At 63.2% G+C, this 25,366-nt stretch carries 23 protein-coding genes; 11 read left to right on the forward strand and 12 right to left on the reverse strand.

Annotated elements, in window-relative coordinates:
- Positions 1-20: 20 nt before the first annotated feature.
- On the reverse strand, positions 21-1,115 hold the full coding sequence (locus NKH04_RS06495; protein ID WP_353044086.1) for a helix-turn-helix transcriptional regulator: 1,095 nt from the start codon (positions 1,113-1,115) through the stop codon (positions 21-23).
- Positions 1,116-1,437: 322 nt separating this feature from the next.
- Here NKH04_RS06495 and NKH04_RS06500 point away from each other — a divergent pair, with 322 nt between their 5' ends.
- Together NKH04_RS06500 and NKH04_RS06505 are read left to right on the forward strand one after the other, a co-directional pair.
- Positions 1,438-3,213: a tetratricopeptide repeat protein gene (locus tag NKH04_RS06500; protein ID WP_352470709.1), complete on the forward strand. Its 1,776-nt coding sequence runs from the start codon at positions 1,438-1,440 to the stop codon at positions 3,211-3,213.
- A gap of 267 nt (positions 3,214-3,480) precedes the next feature.
- Positions 3,481-4,518: a glycine--tRNA ligase subunit alpha gene (locus tag NKH04_RS06505; RefSeq protein ID WP_502913374.1), complete on the forward strand. Its 1,038-nt coding sequence runs from the start codon at positions 3,481-3,483 to the stop codon at positions 4,516-4,518.
- On the opposite strand, the gene NKH04_RS06515 is transcribed toward NKH04_RS06505, so the two are convergent.
- Entirely contained in the window at positions 4,515-4,688 is a 174-nt protein-coding gene (locus NKH04_RS06515; protein WP_352501982.1) for a hypothetical protein, read from the reverse strand. The two genes, NKH04_RS06505 and NKH04_RS06515, sit on opposite strands and share 4 nt — an antisense overlap.
- Positions 4,689-4,948: 260 nt before the next feature.
- On the opposite strand from NKH04_RS06515, the gene glyS reads away from it, so the two are divergent.
- Positions 4,949-7,624, forward strand: coding sequence for a glycine--tRNA ligase subunit beta (gene glyS / locus NKH04_RS06520; RefSeq protein WP_353044087.1), 2,676 nt, complete (start codon positions 4,949-4,951; stop codon positions 7,622-7,624).
- A gap of 29 nt (positions 7,625-7,653) precedes the next feature.
- On the opposite strand, the gene NKH04_RS06525 is transcribed toward glyS, so the two are convergent.
- Complete coding sequence (locus NKH04_RS06525) at positions 7,654-8,085, reverse strand: hypothetical protein (RefSeq protein ID WP_353044088.1); 432 nt, start codon at positions 8,083-8,085, stop codon at positions 7,654-7,656.
- Positions 8,086-8,244: 159 nt separating this feature from the next.
- Here NKH04_RS06525 and NKH04_RS06530 point away from each other — a divergent pair, with 159 nt between their 5' ends.
- The 3 genes from NKH04_RS06530 to NKH04_RS06540 all read left to right on the forward strand — a co-directional run bounded on the left by NKH04_RS06530 (position 8,245) and on the right by NKH04_RS06540 (position 11,427).
- The gene (locus NKH04_RS06530) at positions 8,245-9,225 is read left to right on the forward strand and encodes an L-threonylcarbamoyladenylate synthase (RefSeq protein WP_352470681.1); all 981 of its coding nucleotides are present in this window, start codon (positions 8,245-8,247) and stop codon (positions 9,223-9,225) included.
- Positions 9,226-9,243: 18 nt separating this feature from the next.
- Positions 9,244-10,674, forward strand: a complete 1,431-nt coding sequence (locus tag NKH04_RS06535) for an FAD-binding oxidoreductase (RefSeq protein ID WP_353044089.1) — start codon at positions 9,244-9,246, stop codon at positions 10,672-10,674.
- Between the two features lie 186 nt (positions 10,675-10,860).
- Positions 10,861-11,427, forward strand: coding sequence for a DUF6101 family protein (locus tag NKH04_RS06540; protein WP_023674094.1), 567 nt, complete (start codon positions 10,861-10,863; stop codon positions 11,425-11,427).
- 258 nt (positions 11,428-11,685) lie between these two features.
- Here NKH04_RS06540 and ubiA read toward each other — a convergent pair whose 3' ends face one another.
- Positions 11,686-12,669, reverse strand: coding sequence for a 4-hydroxybenzoate octaprenyltransferase (gene ubiA, locus NKH04_RS06545; protein ID WP_353044090.1), 984 nt, complete (start codon positions 12,667-12,669; stop codon positions 11,686-11,688).
- 156 nt (positions 12,670-12,825) lie between these two features.
- Here ubiA and purD point away from each other — a divergent pair, with 156 nt between their 5' ends.
- Positions 12,826-14,103: a phosphoribosylamine--glycine ligase gene (gene purD, locus NKH04_RS06550; protein WP_353044091.1), complete on the forward strand. Its 1,278-nt coding sequence runs from the start codon at positions 12,826-12,828 to the stop codon at positions 14,101-14,103.
- A 20-nt stretch (positions 14,104-14,123) separates the two neighbouring features.
- On the opposite strand, the gene NKH04_RS06555 is transcribed toward purD, so the two are convergent.
- The 3 genes from NKH04_RS06555 to NKH04_RS06565 form a co-directional block, all read right to left on the reverse strand.
- On the reverse strand, positions 14,124-15,281 hold the full coding sequence (locus tag NKH04_RS06555; RefSeq protein ID WP_502913366.1) for a glycoside hydrolase family 25 protein: 1,158 nt from the start codon (positions 15,279-15,281) through the stop codon (positions 14,124-14,126).
- Positions 15,282-15,419: 138 nt separating this feature from the next.
- Positions 15,420-15,923 carry a GNAT family N-acetyltransferase gene (locus NKH04_RS06560; protein ID WP_353044092.1) on the reverse strand — a complete coding sequence of 168 codons (504 nt, stop codon included), beginning with the start codon at positions 15,921-15,923 and terminating at the stop codon, positions 15,420-15,422.
- On the reverse strand, positions 15,920-16,300 hold the full coding sequence (locus tag NKH04_RS06565) for a type II toxin-antitoxin system TacA family antitoxin (RefSeq protein WP_353044093.1): 381 nt from the start codon (positions 16,298-16,300) through the stop codon (positions 15,920-15,922). The genes NKH04_RS06560 and NKH04_RS06565 overlap by 4 nt, the downstream gene beginning before the upstream one ends.
- 123 nt (positions 16,301-16,423) lie before the next feature.
- Between NKH04_RS06565 and NKH04_RS06570 the strand changes: the two genes are divergently transcribed.
- Complete coding sequence (locus NKH04_RS06570) at positions 16,424-18,187, forward strand: acyl-CoA dehydrogenase family protein (protein ID WP_353044094.1); 1,764 nt, start codon at positions 16,424-16,426, stop codon at positions 18,185-18,187.
- A gap of 53 nt (positions 18,188-18,240) precedes the next feature.
- Positions 18,241-18,993: a crotonase/enoyl-CoA hydratase family protein gene (locus tag NKH04_RS06575; RefSeq protein ID WP_353044095.1), complete on the forward strand. Its 753-nt coding sequence runs from the start codon at positions 18,241-18,243 to the stop codon at positions 18,991-18,993.
- A gap of 72 nt (positions 18,994-19,065) precedes the next feature.
- Here NKH04_RS06575 and NKH04_RS06580 read toward each other — a convergent pair whose 3' ends face one another.
- Together NKH04_RS06580 and pdxH are read right to left on the reverse strand one after the other, a co-directional pair.
- Positions 19,066-19,425, reverse strand: coding sequence for a hypothetical protein (locus tag NKH04_RS06580; RefSeq protein ID WP_352681146.1), 360 nt, complete (start codon positions 19,423-19,425; stop codon positions 19,066-19,068).
- Positions 19,426-19,607: 182 nt separating this feature from the next.
- A complete protein-coding gene (gene pdxH, locus NKH04_RS06585; RefSeq protein ID WP_352470672.1) occupies positions 19,608-20,225 on the reverse strand; it encodes a pyridoxamine 5'-phosphate oxidase in 618 nt (205 codons plus the stop codon).
- Positions 20,226-20,264: 39 nt separating this feature from the next.
- Here pdxH and NKH04_RS06590 point away from each other — a divergent pair, with 39 nt between their 5' ends.
- Positions 20,265-20,726: an RT0821/Lpp0805 family surface protein gene (locus NKH04_RS06590; protein WP_352849875.1), complete on the forward strand. Its 462-nt coding sequence runs from the start codon at positions 20,265-20,267 to the stop codon at positions 20,724-20,726.
- Positions 20,727-20,826: 100 nt separating this feature from the next.
- On the forward strand, positions 20,827-21,753 hold the full coding sequence (locus tag NKH04_RS06595; RefSeq protein WP_353044096.1) for a DnaJ C-terminal domain-containing protein: 927 nt from the start codon (positions 20,827-20,829) through the stop codon (positions 21,751-21,753).
- A gap of 135 nt (positions 21,754-21,888) precedes the next feature.
- Here NKH04_RS06595 and NKH04_RS06600 read toward each other — a convergent pair whose 3' ends face one another.
- From NKH04_RS06600 to NKH04_RS06610, 3 genes are all read right to left on the reverse strand, one after another.
- Positions 21,889-22,590: an adenylate/guanylate cyclase domain-containing protein gene (locus tag NKH04_RS06600; RefSeq protein ID WP_353044097.1), complete on the reverse strand. Its 702-nt coding sequence runs from the start codon at positions 22,588-22,590 to the stop codon at positions 21,889-21,891.
- A gap of 167 nt (positions 22,591-22,757) precedes the next feature.
- A complete protein-coding gene (locus NKH04_RS06605; RefSeq protein ID WP_353044098.1) occupies positions 22,758-24,305 on the reverse strand; it encodes a S8 family peptidase in 1,548 nt (515 codons plus the stop codon).
- 9 nt (positions 24,306-24,314) lie between these two features.
- Complete coding sequence (locus tag NKH04_RS06610; protein ID WP_352449905.1) at positions 24,315-25,337, reverse strand: phosphatase PAP2 family protein; 1,023 nt, start codon at positions 25,335-25,337, stop codon at positions 24,315-24,317.
- Positions 25,338-25,366: the final 29 nt, after the last annotated feature.

Raw genomic sequence — 25,366 nt, forward strand, 5'->3', positions numbered from 1 at the left:
GGCCGGTTGACTGACCGAAATCACGAAAACGGCCGCGCGCTCGTCAGCAGCGCCACGAGCTGGCTTTGGCGACTGGTTCCGGTTTTCCGAAAAATTCGATCGAGATAAGTACGGGCCGATTTGACGGCGACGCCGATTTCGAGGGCGGCTTCCTGCACGGACCGGCCGGTGGCAAGCACAACCGCAAGCCGGGCTTCCGCCGGCGTCAAGTCGAACAGGCCCGAAAGGATATCGGGCGACGGCACCGTCGCGCTGACGCTGACGGCAGTTGCCGCGACAAGGATATCCGCGCCCGAAAAGATGTCATGTGCGGCACGGCGCAACGGCAAAAGGTGTACGATCAGCGCAGGCCGCCCCTCGACGGCTGGGACAGGGATGGACCGCACAACGCGATGGTCGGCGTTGTGCATGATGGCTTGCTGGAAAAGCGCGTTTGCAGACAGGTCCGCAAGCACCATGCCGCCGCCGGCCTGGGGGATGAACACGTCCTTCATATCTTCCAGCAGGCGGTTGACCGTCAGCACACGGCCTGATCCGCTCATGACAGCGGCCGGCAGTCCGATTTCGCCCAGCGCCGATGCGGCGGTCCTGGCGCGTTCCATGCCAAGACGCGCGGCAACAAGGCCGGCCCGCGCCAGATGCGGACGCAGTCCGTTCAGCAGGTCGATCGCCGCTTGATCGTACTTGCCGTCCTTCAGCCAGCGCTGGAAGACGAACAGCACCAGCTCTCCGCTCGGCATGGGAATCGACGTGCAGACGGGCGATCCGACGCCGAAATTTCTTGCCCATGCGTAGATCGGGTCCCGCTCGATCTCATCGCCGGTCATGAAGTCGTCGACCCGCACAAAGCTTGCCGGCTGAGTGCTGCACATGCGCTGCACGCTCTCGGAAAATTTCCAATCTGCCATGAAAGCGTCGATCAAGGGCTCGGCCTGCGCCTCGCCGATGGCGCGAAGCGGGGAATGATCGCTGATCATGAAAATCGAGCCGCTTGCCGAGCGCGTGATCGCACTGGTCGCTTCCAACGCTCCCGGCCACTGCTCGGCGGCGAACGCTGCTTCGTAGATACGATCGACGATGGCGAAGGCTTCTTCGTCGCGCGGCACTTCCAGCATCGGCGCCCCCATGGCTGACGAAGCAAGAATTGAAATCTCATCCTGCCACGCAAAGTTGCATGGCGGAAGCTTTCAACCGCTGGCGCTTAGGGATCGCTTACGGCGTCGGGAAATAGCACCGCGCAGGCACCGCCAAAGCGGACGCCACGCGGTCAAGAGTCGCAGTTCAGGCCCTTTCGGCATGGTTTATTAATTGCTTGACCCGATTGTGAATTCGGGCCGGGTTGAAGCACGACCCCAAAAAGGCCATGCTTTACCTGTAAAAATCGAGTCTACGGCGATCCCGCTGACGCGGAGATGGCGTTTGGCTGAAAGGGATATGATGCGGCAAGGATATGCGCGCTGGCTGACGGGGCTGGCAATCGCGACGGGCATGGCGATCTCGGCTTTGCCGGCGCATGCCAAACAGACCGCCGAGCCGGTCAGGATCACATCCTTCTCGGGGGCCTATCTCGCCGCCAGGATTGCCGACGGCGACAACGACCTCGACAGCGCCATTTCCTATTACAAGCAGGCGCTTGCCTTCGATCCGAACGATACGGGACTGCAGCAGAGCCTGATGCTGTCGCTGATCGCGCAGGGGCGCTTCGATGAATCCCTGGTCTATGCCGACAAGCTCAAGGCGGTTCCCGATGTCGAGCGCTTCTCGCGCCTGGCGCTGGCCATCGATTCCTTCCACAAGAAGGATTTCTCCAAGGCCGAATACTGGCTCAAGCTGTCGCTCGAATCCGATCTCGACCGGCTGATCTCCGGCGTCATGACCGGCTGGGCCAAGCAGGGTGCGGGTGACGCCGGCGAGGCCATGGCTTCCATCGACAAGCTGCAAGGCCCCGACTGGTTCAGCCTGTTCAAGTCCTTCCACCGCGCCTTGATTGCCGACGCCTCCGGCCTGCCCGACAGGGCGGATGCGCTCTACACCGCCACCGTGCAGGACACGGCCGCCGGCGGTGCGGCCCCCGAAACATGGATGCGCAACGCGCAGGCCTACGCCTCTTTCCTCGCCCGCAAAGGCGACAAGGCCAAGGCGCTGTCGGTGCTCGACAAGGCCGAGGCGTTTGCGCCCGGCAAGGTCGAGATTGCGGCCCTTCGCGACAAGATCAACAAGGGCGAAAAGATCGAGCCCTTCGTTGCCGGTCCGTCGGACGGCGCCTCGGAAATCCTGCTCGATCTCGCCACCGCGCTCAACCGTGGCGGCGGCGAGCCGTTCGTGCGGCTTTATCTGCAATATGCCCTGGCGCTGCGGCCCGACAACGACGCGGCGCTCGTTCAGCTTGCCGCCGTTGCCGAGCAGTTGAAAGACGGCGAGGGCGCCATCGCGCTCTATCGCCGCATTCCCGCCGGCTCGCCGCTGAAGCAGCTTTCGGACCTGCAGCTTGGCCTCAACCTTGCCGATCTCGACCGCAACGACGAGGCGATCACTCACCTCAAGGCCATCGTCGATGCGCATCCAGACGACATGCGCGCCTATCTGGCGCTCGGCGGCGTCTATTCCTCGAAGGAGGATTTCCGCTCCGCCGCCAATCTTTACGACAAGGCAGTCGAGGTGCTGAAGACGCCGACCGCTGCCAACTGGAACATCTTCTACCAGCGCGGCATCGCCTATGAGCGACTGAAGGAATGGCCGAAGGCCGAGCCGAATTTCCGCAAGGCGCTGGAGCTCTACCCCGACCAGCCGCAGGTCCTGAACTATCTCGGCTATTCCTGGGTCGACAAGAACATGAACCTCAAGGAAGGCCTCGCGATGATCCAGAAGGCCGTCGACCTGAGGCCGAGCGACGGCTACATCGTCGATTCGCTGGGCTGGGCCTATTACCGCCTTGGCCAGTTCGACGATGCGGTGCGCGAAATGGAACGCGCCGTTTCGTTGAAGCCGGAGGATCCGGTGCTCAACGATCACCTCGGCGACGCTTACTGGCGCGTCGGCCGCAAGCTGGAAGCCACCTTCCAGTGGAACCAGGCCCGCGACCTGAAGCCGGACCCGGATGTGCTTGCCGCCTTGCAGCAAAAGCTGATGAAAGGCCTGCCGCCGATCGAATCCAACACGGCGCAGGAAACCCCGAACGTAAAGCCCTTGCCGGCGCCCGCCCCTAAGGGGTGACCCTTCTTTCCTTCTCCCCTTGTGGGAGAAGGTGGATCGGCGCGCAGCGCCGAGACGGTTGAGGGGTGTCGGACGGATTGCCGTCGGTGCCAAGCTGGAACACCCCTCATCCGACCGAGCTTCGCTCGGCCACCTTCTCCCACAAGGGGAGAAGGGAACACCTTCAAAGGCCTGACCCCCTCTGCCTTGACGCTTGCTGGCCAGGCATCTAGGACGTGCCGGCATCCCGCCTTTCCCGCCGAGGCCGCCGTGACCATTCCTGCCCACATGCACCCCAGCCGCTCGTTCCAGGGGCTGATCCTGACGTTGCATAATTATTGGGCGGACTATGGCTGCGTCGTCCTCCAGCCTTACGACATGGAAGTCGGCGCGGGCACATTCCATCCGGCAACGACATTGCGCGCGCTCGGCCCAAAACGCTGGAACGCGGCCTATGTCCAGCCCTCGCGCCGCCCCAAGGACGGCCGCTATGGCGAGAACCCGAACCGGCTGCAGCACTATTACCAATACCAGGTGATCCTGAAGCCCAATCCGCCCAATCTGCAGGAGCTTTACCTCGGCTCGCTGGCCGCGATCGGCATCGATCCGCTGCTGCATGACATCCGCTTCGTCGAGGACGACTGGGAAAGCCCGACGCTGGGCGCCTGGGGGCTCGGCTGGGAGTGCTGGTGCGACGGCATGGAGGTGTCGCAGTTCACCTATTTTCAGCAGGTCTGCGGCATCGAATGCGCACCGGTGGCGGGCGAGCTCACTTACGGGCTGGAACGGCTGGCCATGTATGTGCAGGGCGTCGACAATGTCTACGACCTCAACTTCAACGGCCGCGAAGGCGCCGACAAGGTGACCTATGGCGACGTCTTCCTGCAGGCCGAGCAGGAATATTCGCGCCATAATTTCGAATTTGCCAACACCGCAATGCTGCTCAGGCATTTCGAGGACGCCGAAGCCGAGTGCAAGGCGCTGCTCGAAGCCGGCGCGCCTGTCTCCCCCCTTGAGGGGGAGATGCCCGCGAAGCGGGCAGAGGGGGTCACCTCAGAAGGCACTGCAGGTCAGGCGTCCAGCACTACGCGGGCGACCCCTCCCGGCCAGACTTTGTCTGGTCCCCTCAAGGGGGAGGGATACCACCGCCTTGTATTCCCCGCCTACGACCAGTGCATCAAGGCCAGCCACGTCTTCAACCTGCTCGATGCCCGCGGCGTCATTTCGGTCACCGAGCGCCAGAGTTATATTTTGCGGGTGCGCAATCTGGCCAAGGCCTGCGGCGAGGCGTTTCTGCTGACGCAGGCGGGCGGAATGGCGGCTTAGCTCCAGGCGGTTTCGGCAGGGGCGCTGATTGGCAACGTGCCTTGGCCGCTTGCACCGGCTATTGTCCGCAGCGCCTGCCTGACGCCGGGCATCGAGAACGTCCCATGAACTTGCGCCGTGAAGCAGGCGCTGAGCGCGAGGATCTGCAGGAATGTCGATGCCGTTCTCATGGTCGGTCAGCCAATAGCTCTCTGCCTGAGCGTTGGTCGCTTCAGCGCTGCGTTCGGTTCAGGGAAATCTTTGATCCAAGGACGGGCGGACCGGCGCGTGTCCGACAGGCGCTGAATTTTTTCGGAAATCGCCGTTAGACGTCCCGATCGAGCGGGGAAGGGTGACAGCGGCCAGCCGAGTTGCTATGCCCCCGCTTACCTCCCCCTCGATGGGGAGGTCGCCGCGAAGCGGCGGCTATTTTTGTCCATGAGTTCCTTCGATGCCCGACCTGCTTTTAGAACTCCGTTCGGAAGAGATTCCCGCCCGCATGCAGCGCAAGGCTGCCGGCGATCTCAGGAAGCTTTTGACCGACGGGCTGGTCGAGGCCGGGCTGACCTATGAGGCGGCGCGCGAATATTGGACGCCGCGCCGGTTGACGCTCGACATTCGCGGCCTGACCGCCCGCTCGAAGGACATCAGCGAGGAGATCAAGGGGCCCTCGACCAAGGCGCCCGAGCCGGCGGTGCAGGGTTTTCTGCGCAAGGCCGGCCTTGCCTCGATTGCCGAGGCGCATGTTCATTCCGATCCGAAGAAGGGCGACTTCTACGTCGCCCATATTTCCAGGCCGGGCAGGCCGGCGGAGCAGATCATCGCCGAGCTGGTGCCGGGCATCATCCGCAACTTCCCCTGGCCGAAATCGATGCGCTGGGGGCCGGCTTCGGCCAAGCCCGGCTCGCTGCGCTGGGTGCGGCCGCTGCAATCGATCCTGTGCACCTTCGGCCCAGAAACCGAGGAGCCGGTGGTCGTCGATTTCGAGATCGACGGCATCCGCTCAGGCAATATCACTTACGGCCACCGTTTCCATGCGCCTGGCGCCATCACGGTGCGCCGCTTCGACGATTATGTCGCCAGGCTTGAGGCGGCCAAGGTCGTGCTCGATGCCGACAGGCGCAAAGAGATCATCCTTGCCGATGCCAGGAACCTCGCCTTCGCCAGCGGGCTCGACCTCGTCGAGGACGAGGGGCTGCTGGAGGAAGTGTCGGGCCTGGTCGAATGGCCTGTCGTGCTGATGGGCGAATTCGAGCAGGATTTTCTCGCCATTCCGGCCGAGGTAATCCGGCTCACCATCCGCGCCAACCAGAAGTGCTTCGTGACGCGGCCACATGGCGCGGGCGAAGAGCTTTCCAACCGCTTTATCCTGACCGCCAATATCGAGGCCAAGGATGGCGGCAAGGAGATCGCCCATGGCAATGGCAAGGTGGTGCGCGCGCGCCTGTCCGACGCGCTCTATTTCTGGAAGACCGACCAGGGCGACCTGCCGGATCTCGACCAGCTGCAGGCATCGGCGCAAAAGGTCGGACTTGATCTCAAAAAGCCGCTCGACCAGCGCATGGCCCGCCTCGACCACCTCAATGTAACGTTTCATGCCAAGCTCGGCACGCAGGGCGAGCGGGTGGAGCGGATTGCCAGGTTGGCCGAAGAATTGGCGCCACTCGTGGCGCAGTCGATCTCCCCCCTTGAGGGGGAGATGGCCGGCAGGCCAGAGGGGGTCGCCTCGCGTGAAGCGCCGGCATCCTCTGTCCGCGATAGGGCGTCGCGTCAGGACGTGCCGACCCCCTCTGTCGCCTTCGGCGACATCTCCCCCTCGAGGGGGGAGATTACCGCGCTGGCGCGCCGCGCCGCCGTGCTCGCCAAGGCCGACCTCACCACCGAAGTGGTGGGCGAGTTCCCGGAACTGCAAGGCGCCATGGGCCGCAAATACGCGCTGCTGCAGGGCGAGCATCCTTCAGTCGCCGCCGCGATCGAGGAACACTACAAGCCGCAGGGCCCGTCCGATCGCGTGCCGACCGATCCGGTTTCGGTGGCCGTGGCGCTTGCCGACAAGCTCGACACGCTGGTCGGGTTCTGGGCTATTGATGAAAAGCCGACCGGATCGAAAGATCCCTATGCGCTCAGAAGAGCGGCGCTGGGGGTGGTGCGACTGGTGTTGGAGAATGGGTTAACTCTCCGCCTTTTCGATCTGATCGACACTGCGGCACAAAGCTACGCCGAACACGAGACAACGCTTGCACGCGAAATTGCGCGCCTCGATTTGTCCCCTAGCGAACTTCGTGAATGGCTTGAGCACAAAGGCAAAATTTGGCCGCGCGTTATGAACTCTGAAACGGGAATTACAGTGCAAATAGCGGGGATATTAGTACCTTTCCCCTTTTCAACATTCTCGCGATCGCTGTGCCAACAGCTATTTGAAACCGGTGCATTCGAAAATGAGAAGCCTAGCCGCGACGCAGATCGCGACCTCCTGTCCTTCTTCCACGATCGCCTAAAAGTCTATCTCCGCGATCAGGGCGCGCGGCATGATCTGATCGACGCGGTGTTGGCGGCAGGTTCGCGCCCAATCTCCCCCCTGGAGGGGGAGATGTCGGCGAAGCCGACAGAGGGGGGCGCTGTCCCGCCAGCCTCTCATTCTGTCGCGCCCCCCTCTGCCCTGCCGGGCATCTCCCCCTCTAGGGGGGAGATCGGCCAATCGTCCAACGACGACCTTCTGCAAATCGTCCGCCGCGTCGAAGCACTCGGGTCCTTCCTCGACAGCGAGGACGGAAAAAACCTGCTTGCCGGCACCAAGCGCGCGGCCAACATCGTGGCTGCCGAAGAGAAGAAGGCGACAGCGATCGCAAGCAGCGTTGAGCCGGCGCTGTTCCGGGAGGACGCCGAAAAAACCTTGTTCGCGGCGGTGAATCAGGCCGAGAGGCAAGCCGGCGAAGCAATTCAAAACGAAGACTTTTCCGCCGCCATGCTGGCGCTTAGCGTGTTGCGCGAGCCGGTTGATTCATTCTTTGATAAAGTCCTCGTAAACGATGAGGACCAGGCGGTGCGCGCCAATCGCCTGGCATTGCTCGCCCGCATCCGCGCGGCGACCGACCGGGTCGCGGATTTCTCCAAGATAGCCGGCTGACGTCCGGAAAAAAATCATCGCTTGTGGCGCTATTTCGGCTGGTCGGGAGCTGCTAGCGGGGCAGGCTGCTGCGCAGCCGGTTCAGGGGTTTTGCTGGCGACCTTTGGGTCGGCTTTGCTGTCCGCGGCGGGCGCGGCAGCGATGGCCGGCGCGACCTTGGGCGCCGGCGTTGCAAAGGCATCGCCGACGATACCGCCGCGAATGATCATCGGGCTTCCGTCGAAGCCATGACTCGGCTGGCTCGGGATCGCCGCGACCTTTTCATCGGTGACGTTTTCATTGACGTAAGGCAACTTCTCGCCGAGCGCGACGATCGACGGTGTTTTTGCCCGTTCGAGCGCGCCGGCACTTACAACCGAAGGCGTCGCCGTCGTTTGCCCGAGAAAAATGAGCGACGAGGCCTGTGCCGTGCCGGCCATAAACGCCAGACCAAGCGCTCCAAGGATACGCATCGAAAGCATGATAATTCCCCTTGCCCAACAAGACGGCACCGTAGCCGAGGGCAGTTGATGCCGGCTTGCGGGGAAACGGAGCATTTTAGTGATTTGCGATTCGCCTACGCCCGGACTTGCTCCGTCGGCGTCAGCGTATTAGGCACCCGCATCCGTGAGGTGACGACAGTGGCTGAAATTCGTGCCGTCGGCGAGGCGATGGAAAGGGCGTTGGCGCTGCTCGAGAGCGGCGACGTCGTCGCCATCCCGACCGAGACCGTCTATGGGCTGGCCGGCGACGCGACCAATGGCGTTGCCGTGGCCCGCATCTTCGAAGCCAAGGGCCGACCTCGCTTCAACCCGCTGATCGCCCATATAGCCGACCCGGCGATGGCCGAGCGCATCGCGCTGTTCGATCCGCTGTCGGAAAGATTGGCGCAGGCATTCTGGCCGGGGCCGCTGACGCTGGTGCTGCCGCAACGGCCCGGCAGCGGCATTCATCCGCTGGTCACCGCCGGTCTGGAAACGATCGCGCTGCGCATGCCGAAAGGCTTTGGCGGCGAGCTGATCGCCAGGTTCGGCCGCGCGCTGGCGGCGCCAAGCGCCAATTCCTCGGGCAGGATCAGCGCCACGACGGCCGAGGCCGTGGCCGCCGATCTCGGTCCCCGGATCAAGCTTGTGGTCGATGGCGGCGCGACGCCGGTCGGGCTGGAATCGACCATTGTCAAGGTCGAAGCTGGAAAGCTGCGGCTGCTGCGGCCGGGCGGCATTGCCGCCGAAGAGATCGAAGCAGTGGCCGGGTCAAAGTTGCTGCGCGGCGCTTCGGTCATCGAGGCACCTGGCATGCTTGCCTCGCACTATGCGCCAGGTGCGGCGGTGCGGCTCAATGCTGCGGAGGTCGCACCGGGCGAAGCCTTGCTGGCCTTCGGCCGCCGCCGTGCCGAAGGCTGGCGCGACGCAGCCGCCCTGCGCAATTTGTCGGAGACCGGCGACCTGCGCGAGGCGGCAAGCAATCTCTTCGCTCATCTGCAGGATCTCGATAGCAGTCGCGCCAAAACCATCGCCGTCGAGCCGATCCCGTTCGACGGGCTGGGCGAGGCGATCAATGACCGGCTTTCGCGCGCCGCCGCCCCGCGTGACAAGATCGCCCCGCGTGACAAGATGGATTGAGCACCATAGTTTCCACCCATGAACGACATTTCCCCCGATCTCGACCCCGCCGTCGTCGCCCGCTTTGCGGCAATCGTCGGCGACAAATATGCGCTGCGCGATCAGCGGGACATCGCACCGTACCTCACCGAGCGGCGCGGACTTTGGCACGGCAGGACGGCTTTGGTGCTGAGGCCGGGGACCATCGAGGAGGTCAGCAGCATCATGCGGCTGGCGACCGAAACCGGCACGCCCATCGTGCCGCAAAGCGGCAACACCGGGCTGGTCGGCGCCCAGGTGCCGGACGCATCCGGCCGCGAGATCGTGCTGTCGCTGTCGCGGCTGAACCGCATCCGCGAAATCGATACGCTGTCCAACACGGTTACGGTCGAAACCGGCGTCATCCTGCAGGCGCTGCAGGAAGCGGCCGATGCCGCCGACCGGCTGTTTCCGCTGTCGCTTGCCGCGCAAGGCTCCTGCCAGATCGGCGGCAATCTCTCCTCCAACGCCGGCGGCACCGGCGTGCTTGCCTACGGCAATGCGCGTGAGCTCTGCCTCGGCGTCGAAGTGGTGCTGCCGACCGGCGAAGTGTTCGACGATCTGCGCAAGCTGAAAAAGGATAATACCGGCTACGATCTGAAGAACCTGTTCGTCGGCGCGGAAGGCACGCTCGGCATCATCACCGCCGCCGTGCTCAAGCTGTTCCCCAAGCCCAAGGGGCGCGAGGTGGCGTTTGCCGGCCTGTCATCGCCGGAGGCGGCACTGTCGCTGTTCAGTCTTGCGATGGACCGTGCAGGGGCAGCGCTCACCGCCTTCGAGCTGATCGGCCAGAGGCCCTACGACTTCACGCTTGCCCACGCACAAGGCGTGGTGCGGCCGCTTGCCGGCGATTGGCCGTGGTATGTGCTGATGCAGATCTCGTCGGGCCGTTCGGCCGACGATGCCGGGGCGCTGATCGAGGAGGTGCTGGAGGCAGGCCTCGAGCAAGGCATCGTCGGCGATGCGGTGATCGCGGCAAGCATGGCCCAGGGCGATGCGTTCTGGAATTTTCGCGAGGTGCTGCCCGAGGCGCAGAAGCCGGAAGGTGCCTCGATCAAGCACGACATCTCGGTGCCGGTGGCGTCAATCCCGCCCTTCATCGAAAAGGCCGCCGGCGCCGTGCAATCGGTCAGTCCCGGCGCGCGCGTCGTCTGCTTCGGCCACATGGGCGACGGCAATCTGCACTACAACATTTCCCGGCCGGTCGACGGCGATGACGAGGCGTTTCTCGGCCTTTACCACGTCATGAACAAGGCCGTGCACGACGTCGTGCGCGTGTTTCATGGCTCGATCTCGGCCGAGCACGGCATCGGCCAGTTGAAGCGGGACGAATTGATCGCGACGGCGCCGCCGATGGCGATTGAGCTGATGCGCAGGGTGAAGGCCGCCTTCGATCCGGCCGGCATCATGAATCCGGGTAAGGTTATCTGATCCTTTCGCCGGCCTGCGCCGGTTCGCATTCCGATAACCATCTGCCCCGGATCAGCAAAATTTAACCGACTTTCTTAAGCGCGAGGATAAGAAGCCCGCGCTAATGTTTCTCCACAAACGAGGCTGGGAAAACCGGCCCGGAGAACCGGAAACACCGGCTCTCAGGAGAAACAGGAAAGGCACGATATGAACACTGGACTGAAGCCAGTCTGGGCCGGGCGCAATATGCGCCTCGACCCATTCCGCCTGCCGCAGGTGGTGAGCTACGCCACGCGCGACGACTATGGCGACGTTACCTTCACCATCGACCAGCGCGGCGCGGTTATCCGCCGCACGCTGGAGATGAGCGGCGTGCCGGCGATCATCGCTCTGCCCGCCAACGCGTTTCGCGGCGTCGCCGCCCGCGCGATGGAGGATCCGGATGGCAATGTCACAGTGACGCTTGAGCTTCTGCACAACGACCCGATGCTGTCGGTGCCGCTGCTGGTCGCCGACGATCTCGACGACGTCGCCGCCGACTGGCGCGCCTGGGCCGACGCCTACCGCCTGCCGATGCTGCTGATCGAGGCCGACGGCATTGCCCGCACCCTGGAGGAATCGCTCGGCGCCGCCATCAAGGCGCTGCCGGCGCAGGACCGCCGCAAGGGTCGCGTCTCGACCATGCGCCGCCCGCGCTTCCTCGCCCGCCGCCGCGCCGGCGACCTCGGCCTCAGGCTGGTCATCGGCGGCGAGGAGCTCATTTCGCGGGAGTAGATTGAAATCAGCTTGCAAGTTGGCGCTGCCCCTCATCCGGCTGCCGCCACCTTCTCCCCGTATAGTGACGGGGAGAAGGGACACTGGCCGCAATTTCGGCACTCTTTCTGCAAACGCTTGAGATTGGCGAAATCCGTTGCGAAGGCGTGCTTCTCCCCGTCACTATACGGGGAAAAGTGCCCGGCAGGGCGATGAGGGGCGGCATAAGCAGTTGGAGAAAGGTCGATTCCGCAGCTGCCGAATCGATACCGCTGGCTCTTAAACCAGCGGCTTCAGCGCCACCCAGGCCGCGCCGCCGATCAGGCCGAGGAAGATCAGCCAGCCGACCTGGTTGTTCGATCTGAACAGCCTCAGGCACTGGTCCGGATCGTCGATGTCGAGCACGCCGATCTGCCGCGCCAGATGCGCGCCGGCGGCGATCAGCCCGGCAAGTGCAGGCACCGGTGCCTGTGCCGAGGCAAAGGCGATGGCGAAGCAGACCAGCGCTCCGCCATAAAGCCCGGCCAGCCAGGCCTTGGTGTTGTCGCCGAACAGGCGCGCCGTCGAGCGCACGCCGACAATAGCGTCGTCTTCCTTGTCCTGATGCGCATAGATCGTGTCGTAGCCGATCACCCACAGGATCGAGCCGATATAGAGCATGATTGCCGGCCCATCGAGATCGCCGAACTCGACCGCCCATCCCATCAGCGCTCCCCAGGAAAAGGCAAGGCCGAGAACGAGTTGCGGCCAATTGGTGTATCGCTTCATGAACGGATAGATGGCGACGATGACCAGCGAGCCGATGCCGAGCAAGATGGCGAAGCTGTTGAACTGCAAAAGCACGGCAAGGCCGACCAGTGCCTGCACGACAACAAACATCCAGGCCTGCCGGCGCGTGACCTTGCCGGCCGGCAGCGGCCGCGAGCGCGTGCGTTCCACCTGGTTGTCGATGTCCTCGTCGACCAAATCATTGTAGGTGCAGCCGGCGCCGCGCATGGCGAACGCGCCAAGAAAAAACAGCAGCAGATACCACGGCGACGGCAGCAGAGAGAGAAGCGGGTCCGTCGGACGCGGATAGGCGCTCGCGGCAAGCGCAGCCGACCACCAGCATGGCCACAGCAGCAATTGCCAGCCGATCGGCCGGTCCCACCGGGCAAGCTGCGCATAGGGCCACAACCGCCGCGGCAGCACGCGATAGACCCAGTGGCCGCTCGGCGCATCGGCGACGCGGCCCTGGGCCGCTTTCGACTGGACGGTTTCCATTTTGCTGGAGTGGCAGCAGAGGCGAATGCCGTCAAGCGTCAAGCAGCCCCCGCACGCTGGCCACGCGCAATCGGCGCTTCGGCAGCCAAATGTCTTGACCCGTCGCGCGCGGCGCAATAGCGCAGTCCTGGTCGTGAAATGGCAAGGAATCTGGGCATGCGTGTTTTGCTGATCGGCTCCGGCGGACGAGAGCATGCGCTTGCCTGGAAGATCGCGGCGTCGCCGCTGCTGACCAAACTTTACGCGGTGCCCGGCAATCCGGGCATCGGCCGCGAAGCCGAGCTGGTGAGGCTCGATATTGCGGATCACACGGCGGTTGCCCGGTTTTGCCTCGAGAATGAAATAGGCCTAGTCGTGGTCGGGCCGGAAGGGCCGCTGGTCGCCGGCATTGCCGACGACCTGCGCGCCGAGGGCATCCGTGTCTTCGGACCGTCAAAGGCAGCGGCACGGCTGGAAGGCTCGAAAGGTTTCACCAAGGACCTCTGCGCCAGATACGGCATCCCGACCGCCGCCTATGGCCGCTTCGACGATCTGGCTTCGGCCAGGACCTATGTCGAGAAGACGGGTGCGCCGATCGTCATCAAGGCCGACGGCCTCGCTGCCGGCAAGGGCGTCACCGTCGCCATGACGCTTGACGAGGCGCTGGCCGCGCTCGACGCCTGTTTTGACGGCTCCTTCGGCCAGGCCGGCGCGGAAGTGGTGGTCGAGGAGTTTCTCGTCGGCGAAGAAGCAAGTTTCTTCTGCCTGTGCGACGGCACCACCGCGCTGCCCTTCGGCACCGCGCAGGACCACAAGCGCCTCAGTGACGGCGACACCGGCCCCAACACCGGCGGCATGGGCGCCTATTCGCCGGCGCCGGTGATGACGCCGGAAATGATCGACCGAACCATGCGCGAGATCGTCGAGCCGACCATGCGCGGCATGGCTGAAACAGGCGCTCCGTTTTCCGGCGTGCTGTTTGCCGGGCTGATGATTACTGACAAGGGGCCGAAGCTGATCGAATACAACACCCGTTTCGGCGACCCGGAATGCCAGGTGCTGATGATGCGGCTGAAGGACGATCTGCTCGTCCTGCTCAACGCAGCCGCCGACGGCCAGCTGGCGCACACCTCGGTGCGCTGGCGCGACGAGGCGGCGCTCACCGTGGTGATGGCAGCCAGGGGTTATCCCGGCACGCCGGAAAGGGGCTCGGTCATCCGCGGCGTCGAGGCGGCGGCGGGTGAGGGCGTCGAGATATTTCATGCCGGCACCGCCATCAACGGCGGCGCCCTCGTCGCCAATGGCGGTCGCGTGCTCAACATCACGGCGACCGGCCGCACGGTCGGCGAGGCGCAGAAGAAGGCTTACGCCGCGCTCGAGCGGATCGACTGGCCGCAAGGCTTTTGCCGCCGCGACATTGGCTGGCTGGCGGTGGCGCGCGAGCAGGCGGACTGATGCTCGGGCGGCCTTCGGCCTCAGCGCAAGCCGTGGTCGAATTCGGTCGAGACGCTGCTGACCGCATCGGCGGTGGAGACAAATCCTGGCACCGATGCCGCACGCTTTTCGTTTCGCGTCCAGGCGACATATTCGGCAATCCCGCGCGGCAGGGCCGGCGCCGCCTTCACCGCAGCCATTTGAAAGCCGCTGCTGAACCTGGCCAGGCGCGCCCTGAATACCGCGACCATCTCCTCGAAGCTTGCTGGCGTCACGCTTGCGTAAGTGATGGTGCCGCCGGCGAGCCCCGCCTCGCGTGAGAGCGGCACCGGTATCGAGGCGAGATAATCCGGCTGCACGTCGATCAGGCCGCCGAACGGCCACTGCGCGCGCAATTCCGTGGCGTTCATCGGCGCGACGCTGACGTCGATATCGTTGGGTGTGCCCACGACCCTGTAAGGGCAGCGGAACCGGCCGCAATTTGCTCCCGCCGAAAACTGCCAGAGCGCATAACCCTGCCAGTTGCCCATCGGAAAATGCACGCCGATGTCTGGCTTGTAGCGCGCATACCACAGCGGCAGCCGGGACAGGAGCGGGTATTTATACTTGTTGTCGGCGATATGCCGGGCTGTCGTGCCGTTGGTGTAGAGCACTGGAAAGCGGCCAACCCGACGATGCACATGGCGCACGAATTCCTCGGCATCATCGAGCGACATCCATTGGGTGGGATCATCGTCCTCGATGTCGAGGGCAAGCAGGTCATCCGGCCCGGGTTTCACGAAATTGATGAAATTATTGGCCTGTCCCACGGGGTTGCCGGGGCGGGCGAGATGATAGGCACCCCATTTCAGGCCCAGCGCCTTGGCCACCACCTTGCGCGTCTGGAACAGTTCCTGTGCCATCGCATGGCGTTTCCAGAGCGTCTTGCACAGCCGCGTCTCGGTCTCGTCGCCGAAACAGAAATAGGGTGGCGGCATTCCGTCGGATGCCTTGTTGATGAAGCCGACAAGACGCTTGTCGGTGGCAAGCCTGGTCCAGTCGATGGAATTGTATTCGTAGGCGTCGACGACCAGCGCCCGGTCGGCATCCTTCCACGGTTCGGAGAAATCCGAGGCCTTTGCCGGCGTCAGCATCAGGGTCATCGCGGCCGCGACAAGGAGAAGCGCTGAGCGGACAAGGGGGCGCGCCGGCGTTTTCAAACAGCAGATCCTTGCTGGCCAAAGCCAAATCCTGAACCGCCATGGTTAAGGAAATGCTTCGGGTGCCGAGTGGGCGAGTTGGAGCGCTGGAGAAGCGATCCTTGGTGCTCCTCAAGAGCAAAGCGATGGTTGCGATTGTCAGCCAAATAGCTTCAACGCTGTTGCTATGGGCAGGAACAGTGATAGCGGGCGGCTCTGAAACGAGGTGAAGCCATGCCTGCGATAATACGCGACCGCCTGGTCATCCTTGGCATCGATAATCAACGCGAAGGCTGCTGGGGCAGCGCTAACGCTACATCGTAGCGCATCCACGATCAGCGCCGACCCGACCCGCCGCCGCTGGTATCGGGCATCGACGGCCAGCCTGCCGACCAATATCGCGGGCAGAACCGGGTAGCGTGGCAGATGTTTTGTCTGTTCGTCAGGCAAGGACGCGATTGGTATGCTCGACGCCGCCAAAGTGTAATATCCGGCGATCGCGCCGCCATCGCGATCCACGGCAACGAAGCAATTGCCGACTCGGCGTTTGACATCCTGGCTGGCTTGCTCCCGAATGTAGCGGTCGAGCGCCGGTACCCCGCAGCTGAACGCCTTGCGATCATGCGATCCGCCGAGCGGTTCGATAATGACGGCGAAAGTCACCGGGTTTCGACGACCAGCCGTTTGTGGGCGTCGGCAGCTTTGCGCAGTGCCTCATTAGGCTCGGGCGGATTGAGAATCGCCTCCATCATGGCGCGCTGATCTTCGATGGAGATACGCATGATGGTGGTGTTCTCGATAGTGCGCTGCGCCGCCTCTTGAGCGGCGGCGACCACGAAGTCGCTGACGCTGCGGCCCTGGATTTCGGCGGCACGTTTCACAACGTCCAGCATATCCGGCGAAATACGGGCTTCGAGACGGGCGGTGCGGGTCTGTTGGTTTGGCATTATCGTCACCCCTGATGCTGCCTTGTACGGGAAATAGCCGTACAAATCAAGTGCGTCGTCCGGCTCTAAATAATTTTGCAGACGAGCCAGCAACTGCAAAATCCGCGTGACAAAGTTTGACGTTTACGTAAAACGAAGGTGGACGGGGAGCGTCGGCACGGATCTTGAGTTGACCTGCCGGACTGAGGAGAGCCGGACAGAGGAGGAGCGAGCGCCATGTATCGGGCACCGGTCGAGGAAATCGCCTTCACCCTGAAGCATGTCGCCGGCTTGAAGCCGGCGCTCGATGCCGGCACTTTTGCCGATCTCGGTGAGGACCTCGTCGACGCCATTCTGGCCGAGGCCGGCCGCTTCGCCAGCGAGGAGGTGGCGCCGCTCTACACGATCAGCGACCAGCACGGCGCGGTGCTCGACGGTGCTGCCGTCACTACCCCGCCCGGCTGGAAGGAACTTTATCGCCGCTGGATCGGCGGCGGCTGGAATGCGCTGTCGGCGCCTGAAGCGTATGGCGGCCAGGCGCTGCCGGCCATGCTCGGCGTCGCCGCGCTCGAAATGTGGAACTCCGCCTCGATGGCGTTCGGCATCGCCCCGACGCTGACCATGGGCGCGGTCGAAGCACTCGACAAGCATGGCTCGCAGGCACTCAAGGCCAAATATCTGGAAAAGCTGGTCTCCGGCGAATGGATGGGCACCATGAACCTGACCGAGCCGCAGGCAGGCTCGGACCTGAATGCCTTGCGAACCCGCGCCGAGCCGGCCGGCGACGGCACTTACCGCATCTTCGGGCAAAAGATATTCATCACCTATGGCGAGCACGATTTCACCGACAACATCATCCATCTGGTGCTGGCGCGGCTGCCGGACGCGCCGGCCGGCACGCGCGGCCTGTCTTTGTTCCTGGTGCCGAAATTCCTCGTCGGAGACGATGGCGCGCTGGGCAGGCGCAACGACGTCTTCTGCTCCGGGCTGGAGCACAAACTGGGCATCCACGCTTCGCCGACCTGCACGATGATTTATGGCGATGGCTTCGAAGGCAGCAGGCCCGGCGCGATCGGCTGGCTGGTCGGCGCGGAGAACAAGGGCCTCGCCTGCATGTTCACCATGATGAACAATGCGCGCCTTGCCGTCGGCATTCAGGGTGTCGCGGTCGCTGAGGCGGCGACGCAGAAGGCGCTCGCCTATGCAAACGATCGCCGGCAAGGCAAGGCGGCAAGCTATGGCGGTGCCGGCATGGCGCCGATCGTGCATCACCCCGACATCCAGCGCAGTCTTCTGACCATGAAGGCGCTGACCCAGATTGCCCGTGCCATCTGCTATTCCTGCGCCCACGCCATCGATCTTGCGTCGCAGAGCGAAGATGCAAAGCACTGGCAGGAACGCGCCAATCTGTTGACGCCGCTGGCCAAGGCCTTTTCGACCGACGTCGGCGTCGAGGTCGCCTCGCTTGGGCTGCAGGTGCATGGCGGCATGGGGTTCATCGAGGAGACAGGGGCCGCAGCACTTTATCGCGACGCGCGCATCGCGCCCATTTACGAAGGCACCAATGGCATCCAGGCGATCGATCTGGTGACACGCAAGCTGCCGCTCGGCGGCGGTCGGCATGTGCATGGCTACATCGCCGAGATCAACGCCGTCGCCGTTGCGGTGCGAGCGTCGAACCTTGAAGGCTTCGGCCGCACCGCCGATCGCCTCGACCAGGCGCTCGACGAGCTCTCCCAGGCAACCCGTTTCCTGCAAGACCTGCAGGCCGAAGGCCGTTCGGACGAGGCGCTGGCCGGCGCCACACCCTATCTCAGGCTGATCTCGCTTGCCGCAGGCGGGGCCTATCTGGCGCGCGGCGCGCTTGCCGACCAAAACCGCATCGCGCTTTGCCGGTTCTTCGCCGAGAACCTGCTTGGCGAAGTGGCCGCGCTCAAAGAGCGCGTCGTCGGCGGCGCCGACAGCCTTGCCGTTGCCGGCAAGGCGCTGATCTCAGCCTGACGTTCGCACGCGCCGAAATTCACAAAGGCCCGAAATTCACAAAGGACCAATCCGTGACAGACCACATCCTCGTCGAACGCCAGGGCGCCATCCAGATCATCCGCATCAACCGTCCGGACAAGAAGAACGCCCTGACCCGCGCCATGTACGCGACGATGTCGGCGGCTCTTGCCGGCGGCGACGCGGATCCGGCGATCCGCGTCCATGTCTTTCTCGGCGTGCCCGGTGCCTTCTCGTCCGGTAACGACCTTGCCGATTTCATGGTCTTCGCCTCGGGCGGCGAAGGCGGTTCCGAGGTCTGGGATTTCCTGATGGCGCTGGCCAAGGTGGAAAAGCCGATGGTTTCCGGTGTCGACGGCATTGCGGTCGGTATCGGCACCACGCTCAACCTGCATTGCGACCTGACCTTCGCCACGCCGCACACACTATTCCGAACGCCCTTCGTCGATCTCGGCCTTGTGCCGGAGGCCGGTTCGAGCCTGCTCGCGCCGCAGATCCTCGGCCGCCAAGGCGCCTTCGCGCTGCTTGGCCTCGGCGAGGGCTTTTCGGCCGAGCGGGCGAAGGCCGCCGGGCTGATCTACGAGGTGGTCGAGGAAGAGGCACTCGAAGCATCGGTATTGGCGGCGGCGGGCCAGATCGCTGCCAAACCGCCGCAAGCGCTGAAGATCGCGCGCGACCTGATGCGCGGCTCGCGCGACGCCCTTGTCGAGCGCATCGGCCAGGAAAGCCAGCATTTCCGCGAGCGGCTCAAATCCGACGAGGCCCGCGCAGCCTTGACGGCCTTCATGACCAGGAAGAAGGCCTAGACCTTCTGGCCTTGTCTCGCATCGTGGACCCGCCGGCAGCAACCGGCGGGTTTTCTTGCCATGATCTCTTTGTCACATCGCCATTTTTTTACATTCGGCCTGGGCCTTTGCCGAAGACGTGTCGATCATGAATGTCTTGCCTTTGGCGTCGGTCATCAACATCATGCAATGCTTGATCGGTTTCGCCATTTTCATCATTTCGGCGCTCATCTTCGCGTCGGGCATCATGGTGCCCATATGCCCATCGGGCATGATCGCCATGACCTCCCCACCCTTCATCACCGTCATTGTCCCCATCGCATCCTCCGCAAAGGCCTGCGAAGCGAAGAGACAGGCAAGACCGGCCATCGTGACCAACCTGAGTGAATGCATTGTTTCCTCCTGAATTTGCGCCAGCGGCGCGTTGAGCCCTTTCCTGGTTCGTTCCGGCAAGCTGGAACGTTTCACGCACACGAGATCGTGATCGTGGGAATTGGAAATCCGCCAGAAGCGGCCCGGCCTTGGCCGCCTTCATGACCAGGAAGAAGGGCTGAAAAAATGGGCGCCGGTGCGGAAGCTGCCGATCTGCCCCACAAGGGCCCACAAGGGGGAGATCGGCGCTCCACCGTCGTGCCCTACGGATAAAGCCTCATTTTGTCCCAGCCGCCCTCGGCGTTGCGCGAAAACACGACACGGTCGTGCAGCCGGAACGGACGGTCGTGCCAGAACTCGATGCTCTGCGGCACGATGCGAAAGCCCGACCAGTGTTTTGGCCGCGGGATCTCGCCGATCGCATGGCGCGCCGTGTATTCGGCAACCGCCTTTTCCAGCGCGAAGCGGCTTTCCAGCGGCCGCGACTGCTTGGAGGCCCAGGCGCCGATGCGGCTGCCGCGCGGACGGGTCGCGTAATAGGCGTCGGCTTCGGCGTCGGTGACGATCTCCACCGGGCCCCGCGCCCGCACCTGCCGGCGCAGAGATTTCCAGTGGAAGCACATCGCTGCTTTCATGCTGCCAAGGATCTCGCGGCCCTTGGCGCTCTCGAAATTCGTGTAGAAGACAAAACCACCCTCATCGAACCCCTTGAGCAGCACCATTCGCACATTCGGCATGCCCTCGGCATCGACCGTCGCCAGTGCGACGCTGTTGGGGTCGTTGATCTCGCTCTTCGTAGCGTCGTCGAGCCACGCCGCAAAAAGCCGGAACGGCTCCGCCGCCTCGGTAAAGTCACCGCTTGTTAACCCGGTTTCGCTCATAGTTTTCCCAAATTTGTCGCCGGCTGGGGAGATTGCCGATTGTCGCGTATCGCGCAAGCTTTTGACAGTGGGCAATGGAGCGTTATCGCTTCGGCCAGCGCCAAAGCCATGATCGTGACAATCATCCTGCCGCTTGCCGCCTGTGGCGGGGGCGGCTTCAGCCTGGAGCAGGCGGAGGTGGACCGCTCGATACTGACCTCGAGCACGCCGGCCTCAGTCACGCCGCTCGATCAGGACCGCGCTTCCGACCAGGCTACGATCCGCAACGCCGTGTCCTCCGCCGACGTCGAGCAACTGGCCGGGCAGGCCATTCCCTGGGCGAATGCCGACACCGGCTCGCGCGGCTCCATCACCGAGCTCGCAGAATTCAGGGCTAACGGTGAGACATGTCGTCGCTTCACCGCATCGCGCGAAAGCTTCGACGGCGTCGCGCTGTTCAAAGGCGAAATATGCCTGGCCGGCGGCAGCATCTGGCGCATACAGGACTTCAAGGCGCTCTGATTTTCCGCCGGCGACATGGTGGTAAGCCACTGGAATTCCTTCCTATGCGAGCGCATATAGGAGGCGATTATGGACTCACTCCTTCTCCAGGGCAGTAAGCATGCGCGACCCCTATGAGGTGCTGGGCGTTGCCAAGAACGCATCGGCCAAGGACATAAAATCGGCGTACCGGAAGCTCGCCAAGAAGTATCATCCGGACCAGAATCCGGATCCCAAGGCAAAGGAGCGTTTTGCCGCCGCCAATCAGGCTTACGAGATCGTCGGCGACGAGAAGAACCGGGCGGCTTTCGATCGCGGTGAGATCGACGCCGAAGGCAAACCGCGGTTTCAGGGTTTCGAGAGTGCGGCCGGCGGCGCCGATCCTTTCGCCGGTTTCCGCCGGCAGCAAGGGCCGGGCGGCGCGCATTTCGAATTCCGCACGGGCCGTCCCGGTGGTGACCCGTTCGACGGCAACAGCGACATCTTCAGCCAGATCTTCGGCGATGCTTTCAGCCAGCAGCGCGGTGCCGGCATGGGCGCCGGCCGGCGGATGCCGACTGCAGCCGACCTCAACGTGACGCTGGACGTCACCATCGAGGAGGCCGCAACCGCCGAGAAAGTGACGGCGATGTTCCCCGACGGCCGCAAGATGGCGGTCAAGTTGCCGGCCTATGTCGAGGACGGCCAGACCATCCGGTTGAAAGGCCAGGGTGAGCAAGGACCGGGGCAGCCGGGCGATGCGCTGGTCAAGATCCGTTTCCGCCGGCACCCGCGCTACCGCGTCGAAGGCCGCGACCTGCATGTCGACCTGCCGGTGGAACTGGCCGATGCGGTGCATGGCGCCAAGGTGGCGGTCGAAACCCCGACCGGCAGGATTGCGGTCAACGTTCCCCCTTGGTCGAGCTCGGACAAGGTTCTGCGGCTGAAGGGCAGGGGCCTGCCGGAAAAGGCCGGCGGTCACGGCGATCTCTACGCACACGTGCGGCTGATGCTGCCGGAGGGCGGCGACGCCGAGCTCGAGTCACTGATGCGCAGGCGAAAGGGCTGACGGTCGAAAAGGCTGGCGCTTGACGTCGTAAGCGGGCGTGAGTGGTTTCATGCCGCGTCGGTTATTGACAGGAAACGAGCAACCAGCGCCAGGAGCCGCCATTTGGCCGAAGTAGGTTCAACGTCAGCTAACGCCTCAAAGGCCGACATTTGCACGCGCCATAGTTCCGCTTCGCGAACACGGTCGAGGCCAGTCCTCCGACTGGCGATGAGCCAGTTCGGCGGGGGTTAGCCGCACAAGCTTGTAGGGGTCGATCGATGCAGTCGCCAGGCCAGCAAGGTGGAGGGTCGCACCGCTGACCATCACCAGCGCATCGACGCCTGCGCCATTCTCCCTCTTGCCAGCCTGCTCGACGTGGCGGGCGAAATTTACCTCCGAGCCGACCAGAAAAGAGAAATCCCGCTGGCGATCGTTGACGAACATCACCTCGCCGGAGTGTAAGCCGATCCTGATGCGGCGCGACAGGGAGCCCATTGAACGCTTCCAAGCGTTGCCGAGCGAGATTTCCGGTACCAGTTCCGCGACGGCGGCCAGCGCCTTTAGCGCCGTTTCGCTGGGCGTCATTTCGCTCCCCAGCCAGAGAGCTAGCACGCCGTCGCCTGTAAAGTTTTGAACGATCCCCCCATTGGCCACCACGACCTGGCGGGTCAACGTGAAGTGCTCGATCATGAACCGCGTGGTTTCGATCAGGCCAAGTGCGCTCGCCAAGCCGGTCGAGTCCTCCACGTCGGTAAACATGATCGTGGCGATGGCGCGCTGGAATTTCGTTTCACCCATGCCGAATGACGGGAGCACGCGGTCAGTCTGTGGATTCGTATAGGCAGTGATCGGATGCATTGGAGTCCGGCCCCCGAGCGGTTTCAAATGTCGCTCGAATATGACTGGACGGCGTAGGCGGATCGTAAGCCCGCCGTGGCGGGCACGTCAGAATTACGTCAGAAATCCATTCGGGCTCGGCTTTGGCGGCTTGCAGCCGACCTTTTAGTCAAAATTCGGCGGGACCCTCAGCTCAGCAACTTACGGAGGTCAAGCAGCCCCGATCCAAACTGCTGATCGAACGAAGGCACCCTTCTCTCGCAATTAGGGCTGTCCGGTAGAATCGGAACGTCAGCTTTTTTAAGCCAAGGCCATGAAACCTCCTTTGCGCCTGACTGGGTCATCTTCGCCTTAACCTCTATGCCGTTGAGCGGCCTACCGGTGGAGCGATGTTTCGACTGCAACAAAGCGGCTGCTCCCGCGACGATGGCCGAGGCTGCAGATGTTCCGCCAAATACTGTGTAGAGCCCGGCGCGGTCTCTGCTTTCGACGCCCGGTGGCTGGATTCCTTCCAGCTGTCCGCCGGAATAGCCGTGGTGGCCCGGGATGTCCGTGGTGAGCACGCCCTGCGGCGCGTATTCAACCTGGGGGAGCTTCTCGTAGATCTCGAAATTGTGGTCACGTGAACGCAGCGACTCACGGTCCAGTCGTATTTGGCAGCGTGTACACACCTCCTGGTCGTCGGACGGCGCGGAAATGGTGACGGAATTGTCGGTCGGATCGCCGCTGTAGTTGGAATATGCTGAACGTCTCGCCCGATAAGTGGCGGCCGCCACCGCAACCACGCCATTGCTTTCGCCGGCCTTGCTCGCCGGGTAAATCAGATGGTCGTAGCCATCGTTGCCGGCTGCGCAGATGATGGGGATTTCCTCGCTGATCGCCTCGAAAAGCGTCTCGAAATAATCCCAAATTGGCTTTGCCTGTTCGACCGAAGTATATCTGCTGTCGCCATATCCAGGATAGGAACGGTGCGCTCGCCATGGATCGGGTACTTCCCGGGGAAAGTGTATGACTGAAACCTTCTGGTCGCGGGCATAGAGGAACGCCAGAATGAGCTGCGCTGCGTCGGGCCGTGCTGAAATCTCGATCGGCAGGAGTTCAGCGCCTGGGGCGACCCCCCAATAAGGTATTGCGCCTTCACCGTTGCTAAATTGCCTCAACTTCGTGGGCGGGGCCGCAGGGGCGCCGACCATCAGCCCAGCGCAGGCGGTCCCGTGCGCTGAGTAGCGCATACGCGAGGTCTCAGCAGTCTCCTGAATTACGCCGCGCCCATCTTTCAGTGCTCGAAGCAGCGATTTCTGAACCTCGACTTCCTGCGCATTGTTCCTCGATTTGATCAGGCTTGCCGCCCACGCCCAGGTATCGTCGCCCACAAAGCTCTTGCTCTGCTTTTTTTCCGGCCCTCGCAAGACGAGCGGTTGCTGCTTGGGTGTGACGTAACTCAACCCGAAAGGGTGAGCGGCGAAGCTGACCGCAGAAAGGATACGAGGCTCGAGATTGGGATGGCTTGAGTTCACTCCCGTATCGATCTGGGCAATGACCTCGCCGTAACCGGGCTTGTCAGTACCCAACAAATCCCAGGCGTCGGCCTCCAGCAGGTATGCGGCCTCGTGCGGCAACCGCGCTTCAGGGATGCGCGGACGATCGCGTAAGGCGCCGATTGCGATCAGGTGCCACAGGTAGTGATACCAGTCATAACAAAGATGGCCTTCGCCCTTCTTGATGTCGTCCATCATGGCACCCACCTACCATTCGCTCTGGGCGCGTCGGATCGTTTCATCCATCGCGTCCACCAAGTACGGAGAAATGCGCGCAGCCAGTTCCTCGCCGGCATCGGTGTCGCTGGCGTAGTGCAGCCCGGCCCATTCCCTGTTCTCGGCCACCCGGCGGGCGCGCTCATAAACCGCGGTTACGCCGGCGTGCTCAGGCAGCATCCGTTGCAGAACGTTCGCCACTGCAAATGACTGAAATGAATGGTTGGACGGGTAGGAAGCGTGCGAGGGAACCGGAAGCGCCGGCCGCAGCCTCGGCTCAATGATGTTGGGCCGTGGCCGATTGAATCGATCTTTGTAGTTGAGCCCGATCTCCTCCGTGAGTTCGAGGATCGCAACGATCAATGCGCATGTCCCCTCGAAGCCCGCGAGAGTGTCTATTCCGAGCGGCGCCGTGTAGTCCAAAATCCCGAACGATGCTTGGCGGACGATCTCCTCGCGCCGCAGCGGGTCACCTTCCCTTCTCTTCTGCAGATCGATAAGCGCTTCTGTCTCCCTGAGGCTCTCTGAAGGTCCGGGCGGGGGATCGATAAGAATGTCCTCCCAGATCGCACCGAGATATTTGTTGGCGACGCTTAGTCCGATCCTGTGCAAGGCACGCTTGTCGTGCCACGCCGGCAAAGCCTCCTCGCCAGTTTCGAAAGCCGTTTGCCCCCTGCCGCGTCCCCGTCCTCGTCCGCGCCCTCTGCCCCTGCCTCGACCTCGACCTGCGCTCGGCCCCGCCAGGAAGGCTGGCGAAAGGCGCATGGCACCCTCCACAGGGTCATCAGAAATCGTTATCACGATCTGCTCTTCTTGAATCGACAGAACGCTGCTCTTGGTCATCATAGACGCGAAAGGATGCAGTTTTTCGCCGCCTCTATTTTTGATGTATTCCTCAAGAGATTTTTCAGGACTTGCGTCACCCAATATCAGCGGATATTGCCTTATGGCCGATCCACTTACTAAGAATCGGGCGCTAAACAACTTGTTATTGAGATCAATTGTCGACATCATGTCCACCCCTCAACTAAAGCTTCCAAATT

The sequence above is a fragment of the Mesorhizobium sp. M1365 genome (assembly GCF_040317865.1).
Lineage (GTDB): Bacteria > Pseudomonadota > Alphaproteobacteria > Rhizobiales > Rhizobiaceae > Mesorhizobium.

Bases quoted from the DNA above. Each gene is read 5' to 3' on its own strand.
- NKH04_RS06495 (WP_353044086.1), bottom strand. From the start codon at position 1,115: ATGCTGGAAGTGCCGCGCGACGAAGAAGCCTTCGCCATCGTCGATCGT.
- NKH04_RS06500 (WP_352470709.1), top strand. From the start codon at position 1,438: ATGCGGCAAGGATATGCGCGCTGGCTGACGGGGCTGGCAATCGCGACG.
- NKH04_RS06505 (WP_502913374.1), top strand. From the start codon at position 3,481: ATGCACCCCAGCCGCTCGTTCCAGGGGCTGATCCTGACGTTGCATAAT.
- NKH04_RS06515 (WP_352501982.1), bottom strand. From the start codon at position 4,688: ATGAGAACGGCATCGACATTCCTGCAGATCCTCGCGCTCAGCGCCTGC.
- glyS (WP_353044087.1), top strand. From the start codon at position 4,949: ATGCCCGACCTGCTTTTAGAACTCCGTTCGGAAGAGATTCCCGCCCGC.
- NKH04_RS06525 (WP_353044088.1), bottom strand. From the start codon at position 8,085: ATGCTTTCGATGCGTATCCTTGGAGCGCTTGGTCTGGCGTTTATGGCC.
- NKH04_RS06535 (WP_353044089.1), top strand. From the start codon at position 9,244: ATGAACGACATTTCCCCCGATCTCGACCCCGCCGTCGTCGCCCGCTTT.
- NKH04_RS06540 (WP_023674094.1), top strand. From the start codon at position 10,861: ATGAACACTGGACTGAAGCCAGTCTGGGCCGGGCGCAATATGCGCCTC.
- ubiA (WP_353044090.1), bottom strand. From the start codon at position 12,669: ATGGAAACCGTCCAGTCGAAAGCGGCCCAGGGCCGCGTCGCCGATGCG.
- purD (WP_353044091.1), top strand. From the start codon at position 12,826: ATGCGTGTTTTGCTGATCGGCTCCGGCGGACGAGAGCATGCGCTTGCC.
- NKH04_RS06570 (WP_353044094.1), top strand. From the start codon at position 16,424: ATGTATCGGGCACCGGTCGAGGAAATCGCCTTCACCCTGAAGCATGTC.
- pdxH (WP_352470672.1), bottom strand. From the start codon at position 20,225: ATGAGCGAAACCGGGTTAACAAGCGGTGACTTTACCGAGGCGGCGGAG.
- NKH04_RS06595 (WP_353044096.1), top strand. From the start codon at position 20,827: ATGCGCGACCCCTATGAGGTGCTGGGCGTTGCCAAGAACGCATCGGCC.
- NKH04_RS06600 (WP_353044097.1), bottom strand. From the start codon at position 22,590: ATGCATCCGATCACTGCCTATACGAATCCACAGACTGACCGCGTGCTC.
- NKH04_RS06605 (WP_353044098.1), bottom strand. From the start codon at position 24,305: ATGATGGACGACATCAAGAAGGGCGAAGGCCATCTTTGTTATGACTGG.
- NKH04_RS06610 (WP_352449905.1), bottom strand. From the start codon at position 25,337: ATGATGTCGACAATTGATCTCAATAACAAGTTGTTTAGCGCCCGATTC.